17 protein-coding genes are annotated in these 15,692 nt (G+C 62.8%); 7 read left to right on the top strand and 10 right to left on the bottom strand.

Features of this window, described 5'->3' with window-relative positions:
* The first annotated feature begins 177 nt into the window (after window positions 1-177).
* From glnA to ntrC, 4 genes are all read left to right on the top strand, one after another.
* Window positions 178-1,593 (top strand): type I glutamate--ammonia ligase, encoded by a 1,416-nt coding sequence (gene glnA / locus ACYPYQ_RS00370; RefSeq protein ID WP_459717641.1) that lies wholly within the window; start codon window positions 178-180, stop codon window positions 1,591-1,593.
* A 117-nt stretch (window positions 1,594-1,710) separates the two neighbouring features.
* Window positions 1,711-2,205, top strand: coding sequence for a DUF4124 domain-containing protein (locus tag ACYPYQ_RS00365; RefSeq protein WP_459717637.1), 495 nt, complete (start codon window positions 1,711-1,713; stop codon window positions 2,203-2,205).
* A 35-nt stretch (window positions 2,206-2,240) separates the two neighbouring features.
* Window positions 2,241-3,302, top strand: coding sequence for a nitrogen regulation protein NR(II) (gene glnL / locus ACYPYQ_RS00360; protein ID WP_459717634.1), 1,062 nt, complete (start codon window positions 2,241-2,243; stop codon window positions 3,300-3,302).
* Window positions 3,299-4,699, top strand: a complete 1,401-nt coding sequence (ntrC, locus tag ACYPYQ_RS00355; protein ID WP_459717631.1) for a nitrogen regulation protein NR(I) — start codon at window positions 3,299-3,301, stop codon at window positions 4,697-4,699. The genes glnL and ntrC overlap by 4 nt, the downstream gene beginning before the upstream one ends.
* A gap of 2 nt (window positions 4,700-4,701) precedes the next feature.
* Here ntrC and ACYPYQ_RS00350 read toward each other — a convergent pair whose 3' ends face one another.
* The 10 genes from ACYPYQ_RS00350 to ACYPYQ_RS00305 all read right to left on the bottom strand — a co-directional run bounded on the left by ACYPYQ_RS00350 (window position 4,702) and on the right by ACYPYQ_RS00305 (window position 10,468).
* Window positions 4,702-5,508, bottom strand: coding sequence for an alkaline phosphatase family protein (locus tag ACYPYQ_RS00350; RefSeq protein ID WP_459717627.1), 807 nt, complete (start codon window positions 5,506-5,508; stop codon window positions 4,702-4,704).
* Entirely contained in the window at window positions 5,508-5,699 is a 192-nt protein-coding gene (locus ACYPYQ_RS00345) for a hypothetical protein (protein WP_459717624.1), read from the bottom strand. The genes ACYPYQ_RS00350 and ACYPYQ_RS00345 overlap by 1 nt, the downstream gene beginning before the upstream one ends.
* A 12-nt stretch (window positions 5,700-5,711) precedes the next feature.
* Complete coding sequence (locus ACYPYQ_RS00340; protein WP_459717621.1) at window positions 5,712-6,053, bottom strand: zinc ribbon domain-containing protein YjdM; 342 nt, start codon at window positions 6,051-6,053, stop codon at window positions 5,712-5,714.
* Window positions 6,054-6,153: 100 nt separating this feature from the next.
* Window positions 6,154-6,885, bottom strand: a complete 732-nt coding sequence (gene ubiE / locus ACYPYQ_RS00335; RefSeq protein WP_459717617.1) for a bifunctional demethylmenaquinone methyltransferase/2-methoxy-6-polyprenyl-1,4-benzoquinol methylase UbiE — start codon at window positions 6,883-6,885, stop codon at window positions 6,154-6,156.
* A gap of 11 nt (window positions 6,886-6,896) precedes the next feature.
* Window positions 6,897-7,256, bottom strand: coding sequence for a gamma-butyrobetaine hydroxylase family protein (locus ACYPYQ_RS00330; protein ID WP_459717614.1), 360 nt, complete (start codon window positions 7,254-7,256; stop codon window positions 6,897-6,899).
* On the bottom strand, window positions 7,253-7,738 hold the full coding sequence (gene rfaE2, locus ACYPYQ_RS00325) for a D-glycero-beta-D-manno-heptose 1-phosphate adenylyltransferase (RefSeq protein WP_459719275.1): 486 nt from the start codon (window positions 7,736-7,738) through the stop codon (window positions 7,253-7,255). The genes ACYPYQ_RS00330 and rfaE2 overlap by 4 nt, the downstream gene beginning before the upstream one ends.
* Complete coding sequence (locus ACYPYQ_RS00320) at window positions 7,738-8,289, bottom strand: BON domain-containing protein (RefSeq protein WP_459717610.1); 552 nt, start codon at window positions 8,287-8,289, stop codon at window positions 7,738-7,740. The genes rfaE2 and ACYPYQ_RS00320 overlap by 1 nt, the downstream gene beginning before the upstream one ends.
* Window positions 8,289-8,879: a phosphoheptose isomerase gene (locus ACYPYQ_RS00315; RefSeq protein ID WP_459717607.1), complete on the bottom strand. Its 591-nt coding sequence runs from the start codon at window positions 8,877-8,879 to the stop codon at window positions 8,289-8,291. Before ACYPYQ_RS00315 ends, ACYPYQ_RS00320 begins: the two co-directional genes overlap by 1 nt.
* A 34-nt stretch (window positions 8,880-8,913) precedes the next feature.
* Window positions 8,914-9,261 carry a YraN family protein gene (locus ACYPYQ_RS00310; RefSeq protein WP_459717604.1) on the bottom strand — a complete coding sequence of 116 codons (348 nt, stop codon included), beginning with the start codon at window positions 9,259-9,261 and terminating at the stop codon, window positions 8,914-8,916.
* A 4-nt stretch (window positions 9,262-9,265) separates the two neighbouring features.
* Window positions 9,266-10,468 (bottom strand): penicillin-binding protein activator, encoded by a 1,203-nt coding sequence (locus ACYPYQ_RS00305; protein ID WP_459717601.1) that lies wholly within the window; start codon window positions 10,466-10,468, stop codon window positions 9,266-9,268.
* A 15-nt stretch (window positions 10,469-10,483) separates the two neighbouring features.
* Between ACYPYQ_RS00305 and rsmI the strand changes: the two genes are divergently transcribed.
* The 3 genes from rsmI to ACYPYQ_RS00290 all read left to right on the top strand — a co-directional run bounded on the left by rsmI (window position 10,484) and on the right by ACYPYQ_RS00290 (window position 15,681).
* Window positions 10,484-11,347: a 16S rRNA (cytidine(1402)-2'-O)-methyltransferase gene (rsmI, locus tag ACYPYQ_RS00300; protein ID WP_459717598.1), complete on the top strand. Its 864-nt coding sequence runs from the start codon at window positions 10,484-10,486 to the stop codon at window positions 11,345-11,347.
* Window positions 11,348-11,421: 74 nt separating this feature from the next.
* A complete protein-coding gene (locus tag ACYPYQ_RS00295) occupies window positions 11,422-12,558 on the top strand; it encodes an efflux RND transporter periplasmic adaptor subunit (RefSeq protein WP_459717594.1) in 1,137 nt (378 codons plus the stop codon).
* Between the two features lie 6 nt (window positions 12,559-12,564).
* Complete coding sequence (locus ACYPYQ_RS00290) at window positions 12,565-15,681, top strand: efflux RND transporter permease subunit (RefSeq protein WP_459717592.1); 3,117 nt, start codon at window positions 12,565-12,567, stop codon at window positions 15,679-15,681.
* Window positions 15,682-15,692: the final 11 nt, after the last annotated feature.

Raw genomic sequence — 15,692 nt, 5'->3', positions numbered from 1 at the left:
CCTTCGGAACGCCCTGTTTTTGGGCGTGTACGTTGCCCGCCATTTCCCTTGATATATGGCACAATGCTCGCCTGACTGGATATCCGGCGATGGCACAGTTTCTGCTTTTTTCGACCCGTACCAATCAAACGGTTCGCCTTACTGACTTTTGTTTTTAATTTCCTGGGAGATTCGAGTATGTCCAAAACAGCCGCCGACGTTCTGAAGCTGATCAAAGAACAAGGCATCAAATTCGTCGACCTTCGTTTCACTGATACCCGCGGCAAGGAGCAGCACGTTGGCGTGCCGGTCAGCGCCGTGGACGAGAGCAAGTTCGAAGACGGCCACGCCTTCGACGGTTCCTCCATCGCCGGCTGGAAAGGCATCCAGGCTTCCGACATGCTGCTGATGCTGGATCCGGATTCCGCTTATGTCGACCCGTTCTTCGACGAGCCGACCCTGGTCATCACTTGTGACGTGATCGAGCCGACCGACGGCAAGGGCTACGACCGCGACCCGCGTTCCATCGCCAAGCGCGCTGAAGCCTACCTGAAGTCCACCGGCATCGGCGACACCGCTTTCTTCGGCCCCGAGCCGGAATTCTTCATCTTCGACTCCGTCGAGTGGAAGGTGGATATGTCCGGCTGCTTCCTGAAGATCAATTCGGAAGAGGCTGCATGGTCTACCGGCGAGAAGTTCGAAGGCGGCAACACCGGCCACCGTCCGATGGTGAAGGGCGGCTACTTCCCGGTTCCTCCGGTGGACAGCCTGAACGACATCCGCGCGCAGATGTGTCTGTTGCTGGAAGAAGTCGGCATCCCCGTCGAAGTGCATCACCACGAAGTGGCGACTGCAGGCCAGTGCGAGATCGGCACCAAGTTCTCCACGCTGGTGAAGCGCGCCGACCAGACACAGACCCTGAAGTACATCGTGCACAACGTTGCGCACCAGTACGGCAAGACTGCCACCTTCATGCCCAAGCCTATCGTTGGCGACAACGGTTCCGGTATGCACGTGCACCAGTCGATCTGGAAAGACGGCAAGAACACCTTCGCGGGTAACGGCTACGCCGGCCTGTCCGAGACAGCGCTGTACTACATCGGTGGCATCATCAAGCACGCCAAGGCACTGAACGCGATCTGCAACCCGGGCACCAACAGCTACAAGCGTCTGGTTCCGCACTACGAAGCGCCGGTGAAGATGGCTTACTCCGCCAAGAACCGTTCCGCTTCCATCCGCATCCCGCACGTCGCCAGCGACAAGGCACGCCGCATCGAGACCCGCTTCCCGGATCCGACTGCGAACCCGTACCTGTGCTTCGCCGCACTGCTGATGGCCGGTCTGGATGGTATCCAGAACAAGATCCACCCCGGCGATCCTGCTGACAAGAACCTGTACGACCTGCCGCCGGAAGAAGATGCGAAGATCCCAACCGTGGCGGCCGGCCTGGACGAAGCCCTGGCAGCACTGGACAAGGACCGCGAGTTCCTGACCCGTGGCGGTGTGTTCTCCAGCGACTTCATCGACGCCTTCATCGCGTTGAAGATGGACGAAGTGAACAAGATCCGCATGACGACCCATCCGGTCGAGTTCGACATGTACTACAGCATCTAAGTCGTTCGCGACTTGCCGCAAAACAACGGAGCCCTCGCGGCTCCGTTTGTTTTTGGGCGGTTTGTCTCACCCCTGACCTTACCCTATACTTCCCCCATCGCATCCAGAGGACACCCCATGAAGCCAACCCGCATGCTGTTGTTGTGCGCCGTCTTCACTGCCGCCAGCAGCACCGCCCACGCAGAGATCTACAAGCGAGTGGACAAGGATGGTCGCGTCACCTATTCCAGCGAGCCGATCCGCGGCGCGCAGAAGTTGAAACTGGAACCTTTGCCGACCGTGCCCGCGCCCAGAGCCGTTGCCAAAGAACGCAATCGCGAAAGCGAGGAGTCCTCTTTCCCGCGCGTGGACAACGCGACGCAGAAGCGTCGCGACGACAAGCGACTGCGCATCCTGGAGGACGAGATGGCCAGCGAGCGGCAGGCACTTCAGGATGCACGCGCGCAGTTGAAGGTGGCAGAGGATACGCCGCAGATCTACACCGGCGCGGACGGCAAGACTTACCGCAATATGGCGAAATACGAAGAGAGCATCCAGGCCGCCCAGGAGAACGTGCGCATGCACGAGAACAACCTGCGGGCGATACAGACCGAGATCGACAATCTCAAGTGACCTGACGCTGGCATGTTTTCTGCTCTTTTAATGACATGACCAGCGCCCCGCTCCCCACACTGGATTTCCTGTCGACAGCCGTGATGCTGCTCGACGACCAGTCGCGCATCGCATATCTGAACCCGGCTGCGGAGCATCTGTTCGCGGTGAGCCACAGCAATCTCATCGGTCATCCGTTGCAGTTCGCTTTCACACATACCGAACAACTGTTCAGCGCGATCCAGTCAGCGCTGGCTAACCGTTCATCACACATCGAGCACGACCTGCTGCTGGGTACGCACAGCCATAACCAGAAGCTGCATCTGAGTTGCACGGTCAACACCTTGCAGCTGCCGCACTATGCCCTGATGCTGGAATTCCACCCCATCGAACGCCCGCTCAAGCTGGCGCGCGAGGAGCAGATGCTGGACCAGACGCAGGCCAACCGCATGCTGTTGCGCAATCTGGCGCACGAGATCAAGAACCCGCTGGGCGGCATCCGCGGTGCCGCGCAACTGCTGGAGCAGGAACTGGAGAAACCGGCACTGCGCGAATACACGCAGGTGGTGATCCAGGAGGCGGACCGGCTTCGTTCGCTGATGGAGAACCTGCTCACGCCGCAGCACACGCCCCATTTCAGTGCGCTGAACATCCATGAGGTACTGGAGCGCGTGCGCAGTGTGGTGATGGCCGAGTTGCCGGACAGCCTGACCATCCAGCGCGACTATGACCTGAGCTTGCCCGATCTGGACGGCGACAAGGCGTTGCTGATCCAGGTGATCCTGAACATCGTGCGCAATGCCGCGCAGGCGATGCAGGGCAAGGGCACGATCATCCTGCGCACGCGCATCTCGCGCCAGGTGACGCTGATGAAGAAGCGCCACCGGCTGGCCATCTCGGTACAGATCATCGACGACGGCCCCGGCATCCCGCATCATTTGCAGGACAAGATCTTCTACCCGCTGGTCTCTGGGCGGGCCGACGGGCACGGCCTGGGCCTCACGCTGGCGCAGGATTTCGTCAGCCAGCATCAGGGCAGTATCGAATTCGACAGCGAACCGGGGCGCACCTGCTTCACGGTGATGCTGCCGCTCACTTCCATGGAAAAACAGCAATGACTAAACCTGTCTGGATCATCGATGACGACAAGTCCATCCGCTGGGTGCTGGAGAAGGCACTGGCGCGCGAGGAGATCGAATACAAGAGTTTCGCCTCGGCCGACGAGGCGCTGGCCGAATTGCCGCACAGCCTGCCGCAGATGGTGATCAGCGACATCCGCATGCCCGGCAGCTCCGGCCTCGACCTGCTACAGACGCTGCGCAACGAATACCCGGCGCTGCCGGTGATCATCATGACCGCCTATTCCGATCTGGAGAGCGCGGTGTCCTCGTTCCAGGGCGGCGCGTTCGAGTATCTGCCCAAGCCCTTCGATGTGAACCATGCGGTCGAGCTGATCCGCCGCGCGCTGGCGCAGAGCCAGCGCAAGCAGAGCAACGGCGTGGAAAGCACGGAGGCACCAGACATCCTCGGCCATGCCCCGTCGATGCAGGAGGTGTTCCGAGCCATCGGCCGGCTTGCTGCATCCAACGCCACCGTGCTCATCAACGGCGAATCCGGTACCGGCAAGGAGCTGGTGGCGCACGCGCTGCACCGCCATAGCCCGCGAGCCGACAAGCCCTTCGTCGCGATCAACACTGCCGCCATCCCCAAGGACCTGCTGGAATCGGAACTGTTCGGGCACGAGAAAGGCGCGTTCACCGGTGCCAACACCACACGCCACGGTCGCTTCGAGCAGGCCGAGGGCGGCACGCTGTTCCTCGACGAGATCGGTGACATGCCGGCCGAGTTGCAGACGCGATTGCTGCGCGTGCTGTCGGACGGCAACTACTACCGCGTGGGCGGCCACCAGCCGATCAAGGCCAACGTGCGCATCATCGCGGCCACGCACCAGAACCTAGATGAGCGCGTGAAACAGGGGCTGTTCCGCGAAGACCTGTTCCACCGCCTGAACGTGATCCGCCTGCGTCTGCCGCCGCTGCGCGAGCGCCGCGAAGACATCCCGCTGCTGGCGAAGTATTTCCTGCAGAAGAGCGCGAAGGAGTTGGGCGTTGAACAGAAGACGCTGAGCGAGGCCGCGCTGAACTATCTCGCCGCGCAGGACATCCCCGGCAACGTGCGCCAACTGGAGAACCTCTGTCACTGGCTGACGGTGATGACGCCGACGCAGCTGGTGGAGATCGCCGACCTGCCGGCGGAATGGCGTGCCGCCTCATCCTCCGCACCCGTCGGCGGGGATTGGCATGCCTTGCTGGCGCAGCAGACTGCACTCATGTTGCAGCGCGGTGAGCCGCATATCCTCGACGCGCTCACCCGGGAATTCGAGCGCACCTTGATCACGCAAGCGCTGCAACACACCGGCGGACGCCGCATCGAAGCTTCCACGCTGCTCGGCATGGGCCGCAACACGCTGACGCGCAAGATCCAGGAGCTGGGTCTGGACGGGGACGGCGAGTAACCCTAGCGCCAAACGCCCCCAATCGTTTCCGCGCGGGCACTCTCGTTCAGTCCCGGCAGGCCGTGCATGTGCAGGATGGTGCCCAGCACGCTGTAGTGGTCGATACGCTGTGCATACTTGCCCGGCTTCACCATCTGACCGACGAACAAAGTGACGATGCGATTCCCTTCCGATCCATCGTCCTCGTCGAAAGTGACTATGAGCAGGCTGTTGTTGTCCATCGCCCATTGCGCATAGCCTTCGATGTTCTGTTTCAACCATGCATCGCCCTGCGCGATGCTGCCATCGTGCATGTCGTGGCGCTGGTCTGGCACGACGAAAGAGACGGTGGGCAGCTTCGTATAGTCCCGCGGCCAGGCAGTCAGCGGCTGGTTCGCCGATGCCAGTTCCTTCCAGTTCGCCACCGGATTGTGTTTGCGCATATACGCGCCGTAGCGACACCCCGGGTAGCCGGTCGTCGGCATCGATTCCGAATAACTGATGAAGCTCAGCTCTTTTTCCTGCAAGGCACTGGCGAGATTGTCACCGGACAGATCGAGCGGACAGGTATTGCTGCCGATGCCGCGTGTGCTGCCGCTGAACAAAGCCAGGTAGTTGGGCTGGCTGGGATGGGTGATGCCGTGCGAGTTTGTGAACAGCGCACCGCGTTGCGCCAGCGCGTTGATATAGGGTGCGTCGGGATTGCCGATGATCTGCGAGTACGACTTGTTCTCCTCGATCACGATGACGATGTGGTCGGGCCGCGGCAAGGCGGCTGACTGCACCTGCGCTGCCGCGCAAAGCAGGAGCAGCCCGGACACGAATCTCATCATCTTTCCTTGTCGTTCGAGGCCGGCGCGGACGTATCGTCCTGCACCTTTTTGCGTGTGCGGTTCTTGCCCGGATCGGCAAAACGGAAACGCCCTGCCAGCACACAACCTTTCATGCCGATGTCGCACGGCAGGTTCAGCACCTTCTGGCACTTGCCGTCGACCTCGTGCGGACAACCCCAGCCGCTCATGACAGCTCCTTGTTACGCCTTCTTCACGAACTCGGTCTTCAACTGCATCGCGCCGATGCCATCGATCTTGCAGTCGATGTCGTGGTCGCCGTCCACCAGACGGATGTTCTTCACCTTGGTACCGACCTTCACCACCGAGGACGAGCCCTTGATCTTCAGGTCCTTGATGACAGTGACCGTATCCCCGTCATTCAACACCGTGCCGAACGCGTCCTTGAACACCTTCTGCTCCTCGCCGGCATCGGCGGTCTCATGCTTGCTCCATTCCCAACCGCATTCCGGGCAGACGTAGTTGTCACCGTCCTCATAGGTGAAGGGTGAGTCGCATTTGGGACACTTGGGCAGATCGGACATGGTGTTTCCTATAAGTAAAAGATTAGTAAGGCCGGTCGGGCACCCAACAGGGGACGAGAGCGCAGCGTAACCAGGCGTATGGGGGATGCAACGATGCGGATTACAGCTTGTATCCCCGATGCACTGCCACCACGCCGCCGGTCATATTGAAGTACTCGACGCGCTCCAGTCCCGCATCGACCATCATCTGTTTCAGTTCTTCCTGACCCGGATGCATGCGGATGGATTCGGCAAGGTAGCGGTAGCTGTCGGCGTCGTTGGCGATGAGTTCGCCCATCTTGGGCAGCAACTTGAAGGAGTACAGGTCGTACATCTTCTCCAGCGGTTTGGCGACCTTGGAGAATTCCAGCACGATGACGCGTCCACCGGGTTTGAGCACGCGTTTCATCTCGCGCAGGGCGGCGTCCTTGTGGGTGACGTTGCGCAGGCCGAAAGCGATGCTGACGCAGTCGAAATAGTTATCCGGGAAGGGCAGATGTTCGGCATCGCACTGTGCGGTGGGTGTCGGTGTGCCGTTGTCCAGCATGCGGTCGCGACCGACGCGCAGCATGGCGTTGTTGATGTCCGTGAGGACGACCTGACCGCTGCGGCCGACCTTCTTCAGGAACAGTTTGGTCAGGTCGCCCGAGCCGCCTGCCACGTCCAGCACGCGCTGGCCTTCGTGCACATTGGCCAGACCGACCGCAAAGGGTTTCCACACGCGATGCAGACCGACCGACATGAGGTCGTTCATGATGTCGTACTTGCTGGCGACGGAGGTGAACACGCCCGCGACCTTCTTCGCCTTCTCGCTCTCGTCTACGGTCTCGAATCCGAAGTGTGTCTTTGCCATGATGGTTTCTCCTATTTCGGATCGCGCATGGCACCTGCCGCCTGCAGCTTGTCCAGATATTCCTGCCACAACTCCTGCTGGTTCTGCCCCAGCGTGTAGAGCAGGTCCCAGTCGTACAGGCCGCTGTCGTGGCCGTCGTCGAATTCCAGTTTCAGCGCGTAGCTACCCGCAGGTTCCAGCCCCTTGAGCACGACGTTGCGCTTGCCGACCTGCAAGGTCTCCTGACCCGGGCCGTGTCCGCGCACTTCTGCGGAAGGCGACTGGACACGCAGGAACTCGGCCGGCAGGTTGAAACGTGCGCCGTCGGAGAAGGCGATCTCCAGTGAGTTGGATTTCTGGTGCAGGACGATCTCGGTCGGGATGGCATTCATAGTGAGCGTATCTTCTTGAGCAATGCGGTGGTGGAGCGTTCGTGCAGGAAGGGGATGCTGTGCACACTGCCGCCCCAGCCCTGTACTTCTTTTGCGCCGACGATGCGGTCCGGCGTCCAGTCCCCGCCTTTGACCAGCTTGTCCGGCTTGCAGGCGAGGATCAGGTTCAGCGGCGTGTCCTCGTCGAACTTCACCACCAGGCTCACCGCTTCCAGCGCGGCGAGCACCGCCATGCGATCGACCTCGTTGTTGATGGGGCGGTCATCCCCCTTGCCCAAACGTTTCACCGACGCGTCACTGTTGACGCCGACGACGAGCGATGCGCCCAGCGCGCGTGCCTGCGCCAGATAGGTGACATGACCGCGGTGCAGCACGTCGAAACAGCCGTTGGTGAACACCACGGGACGCGGCAGCGCAGCCACCTTGGCAGCCAAATCATCTGCCGTGCACAACTTGTCTTCGAAGCTCGGGGTCGGGTACATCACTGCATGTACTCGAACACGCGTACCACTTTTTTCACGCCGCGCGTGGTGGCCGCGATCTCGGAGGCCGCATCGGCCTCGGCGCGGGTGACGATGCCCAGCAGATAGACTACGCCTTCTTCGGTGTAGACCTTGATGTGCTCACGATTGAAAGACTTGTCTTCAAGGAACCGTGTGCGCACATCGCCCGATATACCGGAATCGCTGCGACGCACGCCGGTATCGGCCGCGCGCGCCACATGCAGTTCGTTGGCAATGCCCTTGATGGGAGAGATGCCGCTCACGATGCGCTCTATGCCCTGCTTGGTCGCATCGTCCGGCACTTGTCCGGTGATCAGGGCGAAACGGTTGAAGCAGGTGACGTTCACCTGGATGTTGCTGCGATACTTGTCGGCGATGCGCTGGCGCGAGGTGTACTCGATATTGCGGTCGTCCTGCACGGCTGCGGCGCTGCGGCGCTCGATCTGCGGATCGGTGATGCCCTGCGTCTGGGCGCAACCTTGCAGCAGCGCAAGCAGGAACAGCGCGACCAGCGGCCAGCGTCCGATCATCACTCGCCCCCCAGCAGGACATGATCTATCACATCGCACAGGCAATGCAGCATGAGCAGGTGCACTTCCTGGATGCGTGCCGTTCTCTGCGTCGGTACGCACAGGTGGAAATCGCCTTCCTGCAGCATCGCACCGATCTGTCCGCCGTCGCGGCCGGTGAATGCGACCACGACCATGCCGCGCTCGTGCGCGGCTTCGATGGCTTCCACCACGTTGGGCGAACTGCCGCTGGTGGAGATGGCGAGCAGCACATCGCCTTCCATGCCGAGCGCACGCACCTGTTTGGAGAATATCTGCTTGTAGTCGTAATCGTTGGCGATGGAGGTGAGCACCGAACTGTCGGTGGTGAGCGCGATGGCCGGCAGGCCCGGACGCTCGACCTCGAAACGGTTGATCAACTCGGCGGCGAAGTGCTGCGCGTCGGCGGCGGATCCGCCGTTGCCGCAGGCAAGGATCTTGCCGTCATGCATCAGGCAGTTGACCATGGCCTGCGCCGCATCGGCGACCGGCTGGGCCAGCACCTTCTTGCTCTGGAGTTTGATCTCGGCGCTATCGTCGAAATGTTTGCTGACGCGTTTTGCGAGTGTCATATGTAGGATTTCTCGTTGGTGAACGGGCCCGATTTTACCCTATCTGGAAGGCGTTCTTCAGCCACTCGATGCCTTCGCTTCCTTCGGCCGCGCCGAGCAGCACGGCATCGAAACGGCAAGGCGGCGTCGGCGACACGGAAGAAAGGTAATGCTGCGCGGCGAGGATGAGCTTGTGCTGTTTGCGCGCGTCGATGCTGGCCGCCGCTCCGCCGAACTCCGTCCGCGTGCGCAAGCGCACTTCGACGAACACCAGCGACCCGCGATCTTCCATGACCAGGTCGATCTCGCCGAAGCGGCAGCAATAGTTGCTTTGCAGCAGTCGCAGGCCCTGATGCTGCAGATACCGTGCAGCAGTCTGTTCGGCCCGCGCACCGGCCTTCATCCGGTCACTCTTCCGGCACCGACGTCGGCATGGGCGGCTGCGGCCCTCTCAGCGCGGCTTCCAGCGTCATGCCCTGACCGTTGCGCATGGTGGACTTCACACCTTCGCGTTTGACCTGATGACCTTCCAGCGACAGCTTGCCGGTGACACCGTCCAGCGGCAGGCCGTTGCTCGTATTGTGGTGGTACAACACCTGCAGCATGCGGTAGGCGTCGATGCCCAGCGCGAACAATCGCTCCATGTCCGTCGGATAGGGCGGCTCCGCGCGCGGGTAGACCATGACCGCCGGATGGTCGGGCTGGATCACCCAGGGCATGTCGTAAAAGCGCACCTCGCCCAGATCGAAATTGACCAGATTGTTGCCGTTGCCGATGAACACCTGCGACGTGGTGTAGACCGGGATGTCGGCGAAAATATAGGGCCGGATCAGTCGCGCCTTGTCCGGCTCTGCGGCCATGAACACCATGCTGCCCGCTTCGCCGCCCAGCAGACGGATCTCGCTCGGGTCGCCCTCGTACACGATCTCCGGCCACAACACCCCGCCGGTGCGCTGCCATTCTTCCTCGAACGCCTGCGCCAGCCGCTTGGACAAGGCGCTGTCGGTGCGTACCACGGTGGCGGTGAGCAGGCCGTTGCTGGCCGCCCACTGCGCGGCCTGGCGTGCTTCCAGTTCGGGGGGAAGCCCGAAGAAATACAACTGGTCGCCGCGCTCGCCCTCCAGCACGTTCAACGCCAGCGTCGGCACCGGCAGCGCGGGATTCGCGGCCAATGCCGCAACGCCGTTGCGGGTGAGCGGGCCGGCCACCGCCAACGCGCCCTGCTCCAGCGCCTGGCGATACAAGGCATCGACCTCGAACTTCTCGTCGCTGGCGGAGTAGACGCGCACCGGCAATTCATTGGGCTGCAGTTCCGCCGCAGACAGGAAACCCAGTTGCACCGCTTCCGCGGCGCGGCCGAACACGGGCGAACGCAGTGGCAGGATCAATGCGATATGGTGTTCCGCACCTTCCGCTAACTTGGGCAGTACCGGCTCGACCTGCGGTTGCTCGATATCGACGATGCCGGTCTCGACGACGGGCGCTTCGGCGGCGGGTTTTTCGGTCGTTGCTGCTGGAGCAGTAACAGGGACTGGGGGCTGTGGCGGAGTAGCGCAGCCAAACACGCTCACGTATAGTGCGGCGATCAACAGACCGCGCAACCATCTCAACCCGGGGATACTCGTTTGCATAGCAGGACCAATAAAAGAATCGAATGCGCATTATATGTAGTCGCCACCCCGATTGGAAATCTGAGTGACATCACGCTGCGTGCGCTCGACATCCTGAACGGCGTGGACGTCGTGGCAGCCGAAGATACGCGTAATACCCGTCATCTGTTGCAACATCATGGCATCGGCGATGCCATGCTGCTCGCCGTGCACCAGCACAACGAACGCGGTTCCGCAGACCGTATCATTGAATTGTTACAACAAGGGCAAAGCGTCGCGCTGGTGACCGATGCCGGCACCCCTGCCGTCAGCGATCCCGGTGCGGTGCTGGTGGAAGCCGTGCGCGCAGCAGGCTTTCGTGCCATCCCTATCCCCGGCGCCTCCGCCGTGGTCACCGCCTTGTCCGCCTCGGGTCTGGTCAATCCGCATTTCCTGTTCTACGGTTTCCTGCCCAACAAATCCGCCGCGCGCCGCGCCGCGCTGCAGGCACTCGCCAACCAGACCTGCACGCTGGCCTTCTACGAGGCCCCGCACCGCATCCTCGAATGCACGGCCGACCTGCAGGCCGTGTTCGGCGACGAGCGCGAGATCGTGTTCGCGCGCGAGATCACCAAACTGTTCGAGAGCATCCATCGCTGCAAGCTGAGTGTCGCGCTGGACTGGCTGAACAGCGACCCCAACAACCAGCGCGGCGAGTTCGTGCTGCTGGTGTCGGGCGCGGCAGAGCGCACCGAGGAACTTGATGCCGAGGCAGAGCGGGTGCTCACATTGCTACTGGAAGAACTGCCGCTCAAACAGGCAGTGCAACTCGCCGTGCAGATCACCGGACAGAACAAGAACGCGCTCTACCAGAAGGCACTGTCCCTCAAATCCGCTTAAGTACGCGGTTGTTATTCGCGTCGGCTTTGCTAAACTCGCCCTCCCGCATCACGATCCGATCTTTCGAGGACGCAATGAATCCCGCATCCAAATTCCTCCCTGTCCTGCTGGCGCTGTCTCTGGCTGCCTGCGGTGCCGGTGATAAGAAATCCGCCGCACCCGCCGCCGGAGCCGGGGCCATGCCGCCGCCGCCCGAGGTCGAAGTCGTCACCATCGCCACTGGCAATGCCACTTACACGCGCGACCTGCCGGGCCGCGTGCAAGCCTTCCGCACCGCGCAAGTGCGCGCTCGCGTGGATGGCGTGGTGGAGCAGCGCCTGTTCAAGGAAGGCAGCGAAGTGACCGAGGGCACACAGTTGTTCCGCATCGATGCACGCAACTATCGCGCTACTGCCGAGGCGGCCAATGCCGACGCCGCGCTGGCCTACCAGAATCTGGATCGCGCCAAGCGCCTGCTCGAGATCAAGGCCATCAGCCAGCAGGAATACGACCTGACCCTGGCCAAGGCGGCGCAGGCGCGCGCGGCACTGGTGCGTGCCAACGAGGACGTCACCAACGCCGGCGCACCCGCGCCCATCTCCGGTCACATCGGCCGCAGCGAAGTGAGCGAGGGCGCACTGGTTAGCAAGAATGCCGCCACCCTGCTGGCGACCGTCGAGCAACTCGACCCGGTGTATGTGAATTTCTCCCAGTCCGCCGCCGATCTGCTGCGCCTGCGCCAGGCCGTGGCGACCGGCGTGCTGAAACGCGCCGATGCCGCCGACGTCGAGCTGATGCTGGAGGACGGCAGCGTGTATCACAAGACCGGCCGCATCTTCTTCACCGACCTGGCAGTGGATGCCAACACCGGCTCGGTCTCCCTGCGCGCCCAGTTCCCTAACCCGAAACGCGAGCTGCTACCCGGCATGTTCGTGCGTCTGCGCTTCCCCGAGGCGATGGCGGAGAACGTGATCCGCGTGCCGCAGCGCGCGGTGCAGTCCGGCGCACAGGGCCAGTTCGTGATGACCGTGGGCCCGGACGGCAAGGTCGCGCCGCGCCCGGTCACTACCGGCGGCATGGCGGGAGCGGATTTCGTCATCGCTTCCGGCCTGAAACCGGGCGACCAGGTCATCGTCAATGGCCTGCAGAAGGCACGCCCCGGCACCGTGGTGAAACCGGTGCCGCTGGCGACCACCATGAAGATGGAAAGCCAGCTTTCCGCTGCGAAGTAACACGCCATGCTCGCCCGCTTCTTCATCGACCGCCCCATCTTCGCGTGGGTCATCGCGCTGGTCATCCTGCTGGCCGGTGTGCTGGCACTGCGCGGCCTCCCCATCGCGCAATATCCCTCCGTCGCACCGCCCGCGCTGTCGGTCAGCGTCACCTATCCCGGCGCTTCGGCCGACGTGGTGGAAGAGACCGTCATCGCCCTGCTCGAACAGGAGATGAACGGCATAGAGGACCTGCTGTACATGGAGTCCGCCGCCGAGCTGGGGCGCGGCAGCATCACGCTGACCTTCGAGGCCGGCACCAACCTCGACTTCGCTTCGGTCGAGACACAGAACCGCGTCAAGCGCGCCGAGATCCGCCTGCCGGAGGAAGTGCGGCGCATGGGCGTGACGGTGACCAAGTCGGCACGCAACTACGTGATGATCGTGTCGCTGATCTCGCCGGACAAGAGTTACGACAACGTGGCGCTGGGCAGCTATGCCGCCGCCAACGTGCTGGACAGTGTGCGCCGCGTGCCCGGTGTGGGCGAAGCCATGCTGTTCGGTACCGAGTATTCGATGCGCCTGTGGCTGAAGCCGGAGAAGCTACAGGCCTATGGCGTCTCGCCGGTCGACATCTCCAAAGCCGTGCGCGCGCAGAACGCGCAGATGTCCACAGGTGAACTGGGCCAGCTGCCTTCCGCGTCCGGTCAGGAACTGAATGCGGTGATCGTGACCAGAAGCCGCCTCGCCACACCGGAAGAGTTCGGCAACATCCTGATCCGCACCGATCCGGACGGCTCCACCCTGCGCGTGAAGGATGTAGCCCGCGTGGAGCTGGGCGCGCAGGACTACTCGGTACGTGCGCGCATCGACGGCCAGCCCGCTGCCGGCATCGCCATCCGCCTGACGCCCGACGCCAACGCGCTGGAGACCGTGTCCGCCGTAAAGGCGCGCATGACCGAGATGGCGAAGTTCTTTCCCCAGGGCGTCGACTGGCTGGTGCCGTATGACACCTCCAAGTTCATCGAGATCTCCATCAAGGAAGTGCTGAAGAGCCTGGCCGAGGCGCTGCTACTGGTGTTCCTGGTGATGTACCTGTTCCTCGGCAACCTGCGCGCCACGCTGATCCCCACCATCGTGATCCCCATCGCGCTGGTCGGTGCGCTGGTCGGCCTGTATCTGCTGGGTTATTCCATCAACGTGCTGACGCTGTTCGCCATGGTGCTCGCCATCGGTATCGTGGTGGACGATGCCATCGTGGTGGTGGAGAACGTGGAGCGCATCATGACCACGGAGAACCTGCCGCCGCGCGAAGCCACACGCAAGGCGATGGACCAGATCATCGGTGCCATCATCGCCATCACGCTGGTGCTCTCCGCCGTGTTCATCCCCATGGCGCTGTTCCCCGGATCGACCGGCGCGATCTATCGCCAGTTCGCTGTGACGCTGGTGCTGACCATGGGCTTCTCGGCGCTGATGGCGCTGACGCTCACGCCCGCGTTGTGTGCCACCCTGCTCAAGCACACACCGGGTAAGGATGATCTGGTGCCTTCCAGCGGCCCCCTGCACTGGTTCCATGATGCCTTCGCCCGCCTGACCCAGCGATATGTCGGCGTGGTCGGCAAGATCGTCCGCAAGGCTGCGCGCTACCTGCTGGTCTATGCCGCCATCCTCGTGGCCGTGGGCTGGATGTTCAGCAAACTGCCGGGCAGCTTCCTGCCGTCGGAAGACCAGGGCTATTTCGTCAGCGTGATCCAGCTGCCGCCGGGCGCAACGCATGACCGCACGGTCGAAGTGCTGTCGCAGGTGGAGCAGTATTACCTCGGCCTGAAGGAAGTCGACCACGTGATCGGTGTGGCGGGTTTCTCTTTCTTCGGTCGCGGCCAGAACGCGGCCATCACTTTCGTGCGCCTGAAAGACTGGAGTGAGCGCCCGGGCGAGGCCAGCAATTCCAACACGCTGGCGCGCAACGCCAACATGGCGCTGTTCCGCATCAAGCAGGCGATGATCTTCGCCATCAACCCGCCGCCCATCCCTGAGCTGGCGGCGGCCGGCGGTTTCGACTTCCGCCTGCAGGACCGCGGCGGTATGGGCCGTGAGAAACTGCTGGAAGCGCGCAACATGGCACTGGGCATGGCGATGCAGAATCCTGTGTTGGCCGGCGTGCGTCCCGAAGGCCAGGAAGCCGGCCCGCAGCTGTTCCTCGACGTGGACCGCGTCAAGGCCGAGGCGCTGGGCGTCTCCATCACCGACCTGAACGAGACCCTGCAATCCATGCTGGGCGGTGCCTACATCAACGACTTCGTGCGTCAGGGTCGCGTACTGCGCGTGCAGATGCAGGCCGAGGCCGACACACGCCGCACGCCGGACGACATCCTCAACATCGCCGTGCGCAACAAGCAGGGCGGCATGGTGCCGTTGTCCGCCATCGCCAAGGCGAGCTGGATCAGCGGTTCGCCCAAGCTGGATCGTTACAACGGCCTGCCCGCGATGAAGATCGCCGGCGGTCCCGCGCCCGGACGCAGTTCCGGTGAAGCGATGCAGGCGATGCAGGAGATCGCCGCCAAGCTGCCGCCGGGATTCGGTTTCGAATGGTCGGGCACCGCGCGCGAGGAGATCCAGTCCGGCGCGCAATCCTCGCTGCTGTTCGGCGTCTCCATCATCGTGGTGTTCCTGTGTCTGGCGGCGCTGTACGAGAGCTGGTCCATCCCGTTCGCGGTGATGCTGGCGGTACCGCTGGGCGTGTTCGGCGCGCTGCTGGCGGTGACGCTGCGAGAGTTGCCGAACGATGTGTACTTCAAGGTCGGCCTGATCGCCATCATCGGCCTGTCTTCCAAGAACGCGATCCTGATCATCGAGTTCGCGCGCAAGCTGCAGGACGAGGGCATGAGCTTGGTGGACGCCACGCTGGAAGCCTGCCGTCTGCGGTTCCGCCCCATCCTGATGACCTCGTTCGCCTTCATGGCGGGCGTGCTGCCGCTGGCCATCTCCACCGGCGCGGGCGCGCAGAGCCGCCACGCCATCGGTACCGGCGTCATCGGCGGCATGCTCACCGCCACGCTGTTCGCCGTGTTCCTGGTGCCGGTGTTCTTCGTCATCGTACGCCGCTTCTTCCCGGGCCATTCGCGCAAACACGTCGACTAGGTGGCACCGAA

The sequence above is a fragment of the Sideroxyarcus sp. TK5 genome (assembly GCF_054601595.1).
This window is presented reverse-complemented; position numbering and strand designations above follow the sequence as displayed.

Excerpts from the sequence above, each read along its gene's own strand:
- rfaE2 (WP_459719275.1), bottom strand. The coding sequence starts at position 7,738 with ATGTACCCGACCCCGAGCTTCGAAGACAAGTTGTGCACGGCAGATGAT.
- ACYPYQ_RS00310 (WP_459717604.1), bottom strand. The coding sequence starts at position 9,261 with ATGAAGGCCGGTGCGCGGGCCGAACAGACTGCTGCACGGTATCTGCAG.
- ACYPYQ_RS00295 (WP_459717594.1), top strand. The coding sequence starts at position 11,422 with ATGAATCCCGCATCCAAATTCCTCCCTGTCCTGCTGGCGCTGTCTCTG.
- ACYPYQ_RS00315 (WP_459717607.1), bottom strand. The coding sequence starts at position 8,879 with ATGACACTCGCAAAACGCGTCAGCAAACATTTCGACGATAGCGCCGAG.
- ACYPYQ_RS00340 (WP_459717621.1), bottom strand. The coding sequence starts at position 6,053 with ATGTCCGATCTGCCCAAGTGTCCCAAATGCGACTCACCCTTCACCTAT.
- ACYPYQ_RS00365 (WP_459717637.1), top strand. The coding sequence starts at position 1,711 with ATGAAGCCAACCCGCATGCTGTTGTTGTGCGCCGTCTTCACTGCCGCC.
- ACYPYQ_RS00345 (WP_459717624.1), bottom strand. The coding sequence starts at position 5,699 with ATGAGCGGCTGGGGTTGTCCGCACGAGGTCGACGGCAAGTGCCAGAAG.
- glnA (WP_459717641.1), top strand. The coding sequence starts at position 178 with ATGTCCAAAACAGCCGCCGACGTTCTGAAGCTGATCAAAGAACAAGGC.
- ACYPYQ_RS00290 (WP_459717592.1), top strand. The coding sequence starts at position 12,565 with ATGCTCGCCCGCTTCTTCATCGACCGCCCCATCTTCGCGTGGGTCATC.
- ACYPYQ_RS00320 (WP_459717610.1), bottom strand. The coding sequence starts at position 8,289 with ATGATCGGACGCTGGCCGCTGGTCGCGCTGTTCCTGCTTGCGCTGCTG.
- ntrC (WP_459717631.1), top strand. The coding sequence starts at position 3,299 with ATGACTAAACCTGTCTGGATCATCGATGACGACAAGTCCATCCGCTGG.
- ubiE (WP_459717617.1), bottom strand. The coding sequence starts at position 6,885 with ATGGCAAAGACACACTTCGGATTCGAGACCGTAGACGAGAGCGAGAAG.
- ACYPYQ_RS00330 (WP_459717614.1), bottom strand. The coding sequence starts at position 7,256 with ATGAATGCCATCCCGACCGAGATCGTCCTGCACCAGAAATCCAACTCA.
- ACYPYQ_RS00350 (WP_459717627.1), bottom strand. The coding sequence starts at position 5,508 with ATGAGATTCGTGTCCGGGCTGCTCCTGCTTTGCGCGGCAGCGCAGGTG.
- glnL (WP_459717634.1), top strand. The coding sequence starts at position 2,241 with ATGACCAGCGCCCCGCTCCCCACACTGGATTTCCTGTCGACAGCCGTG.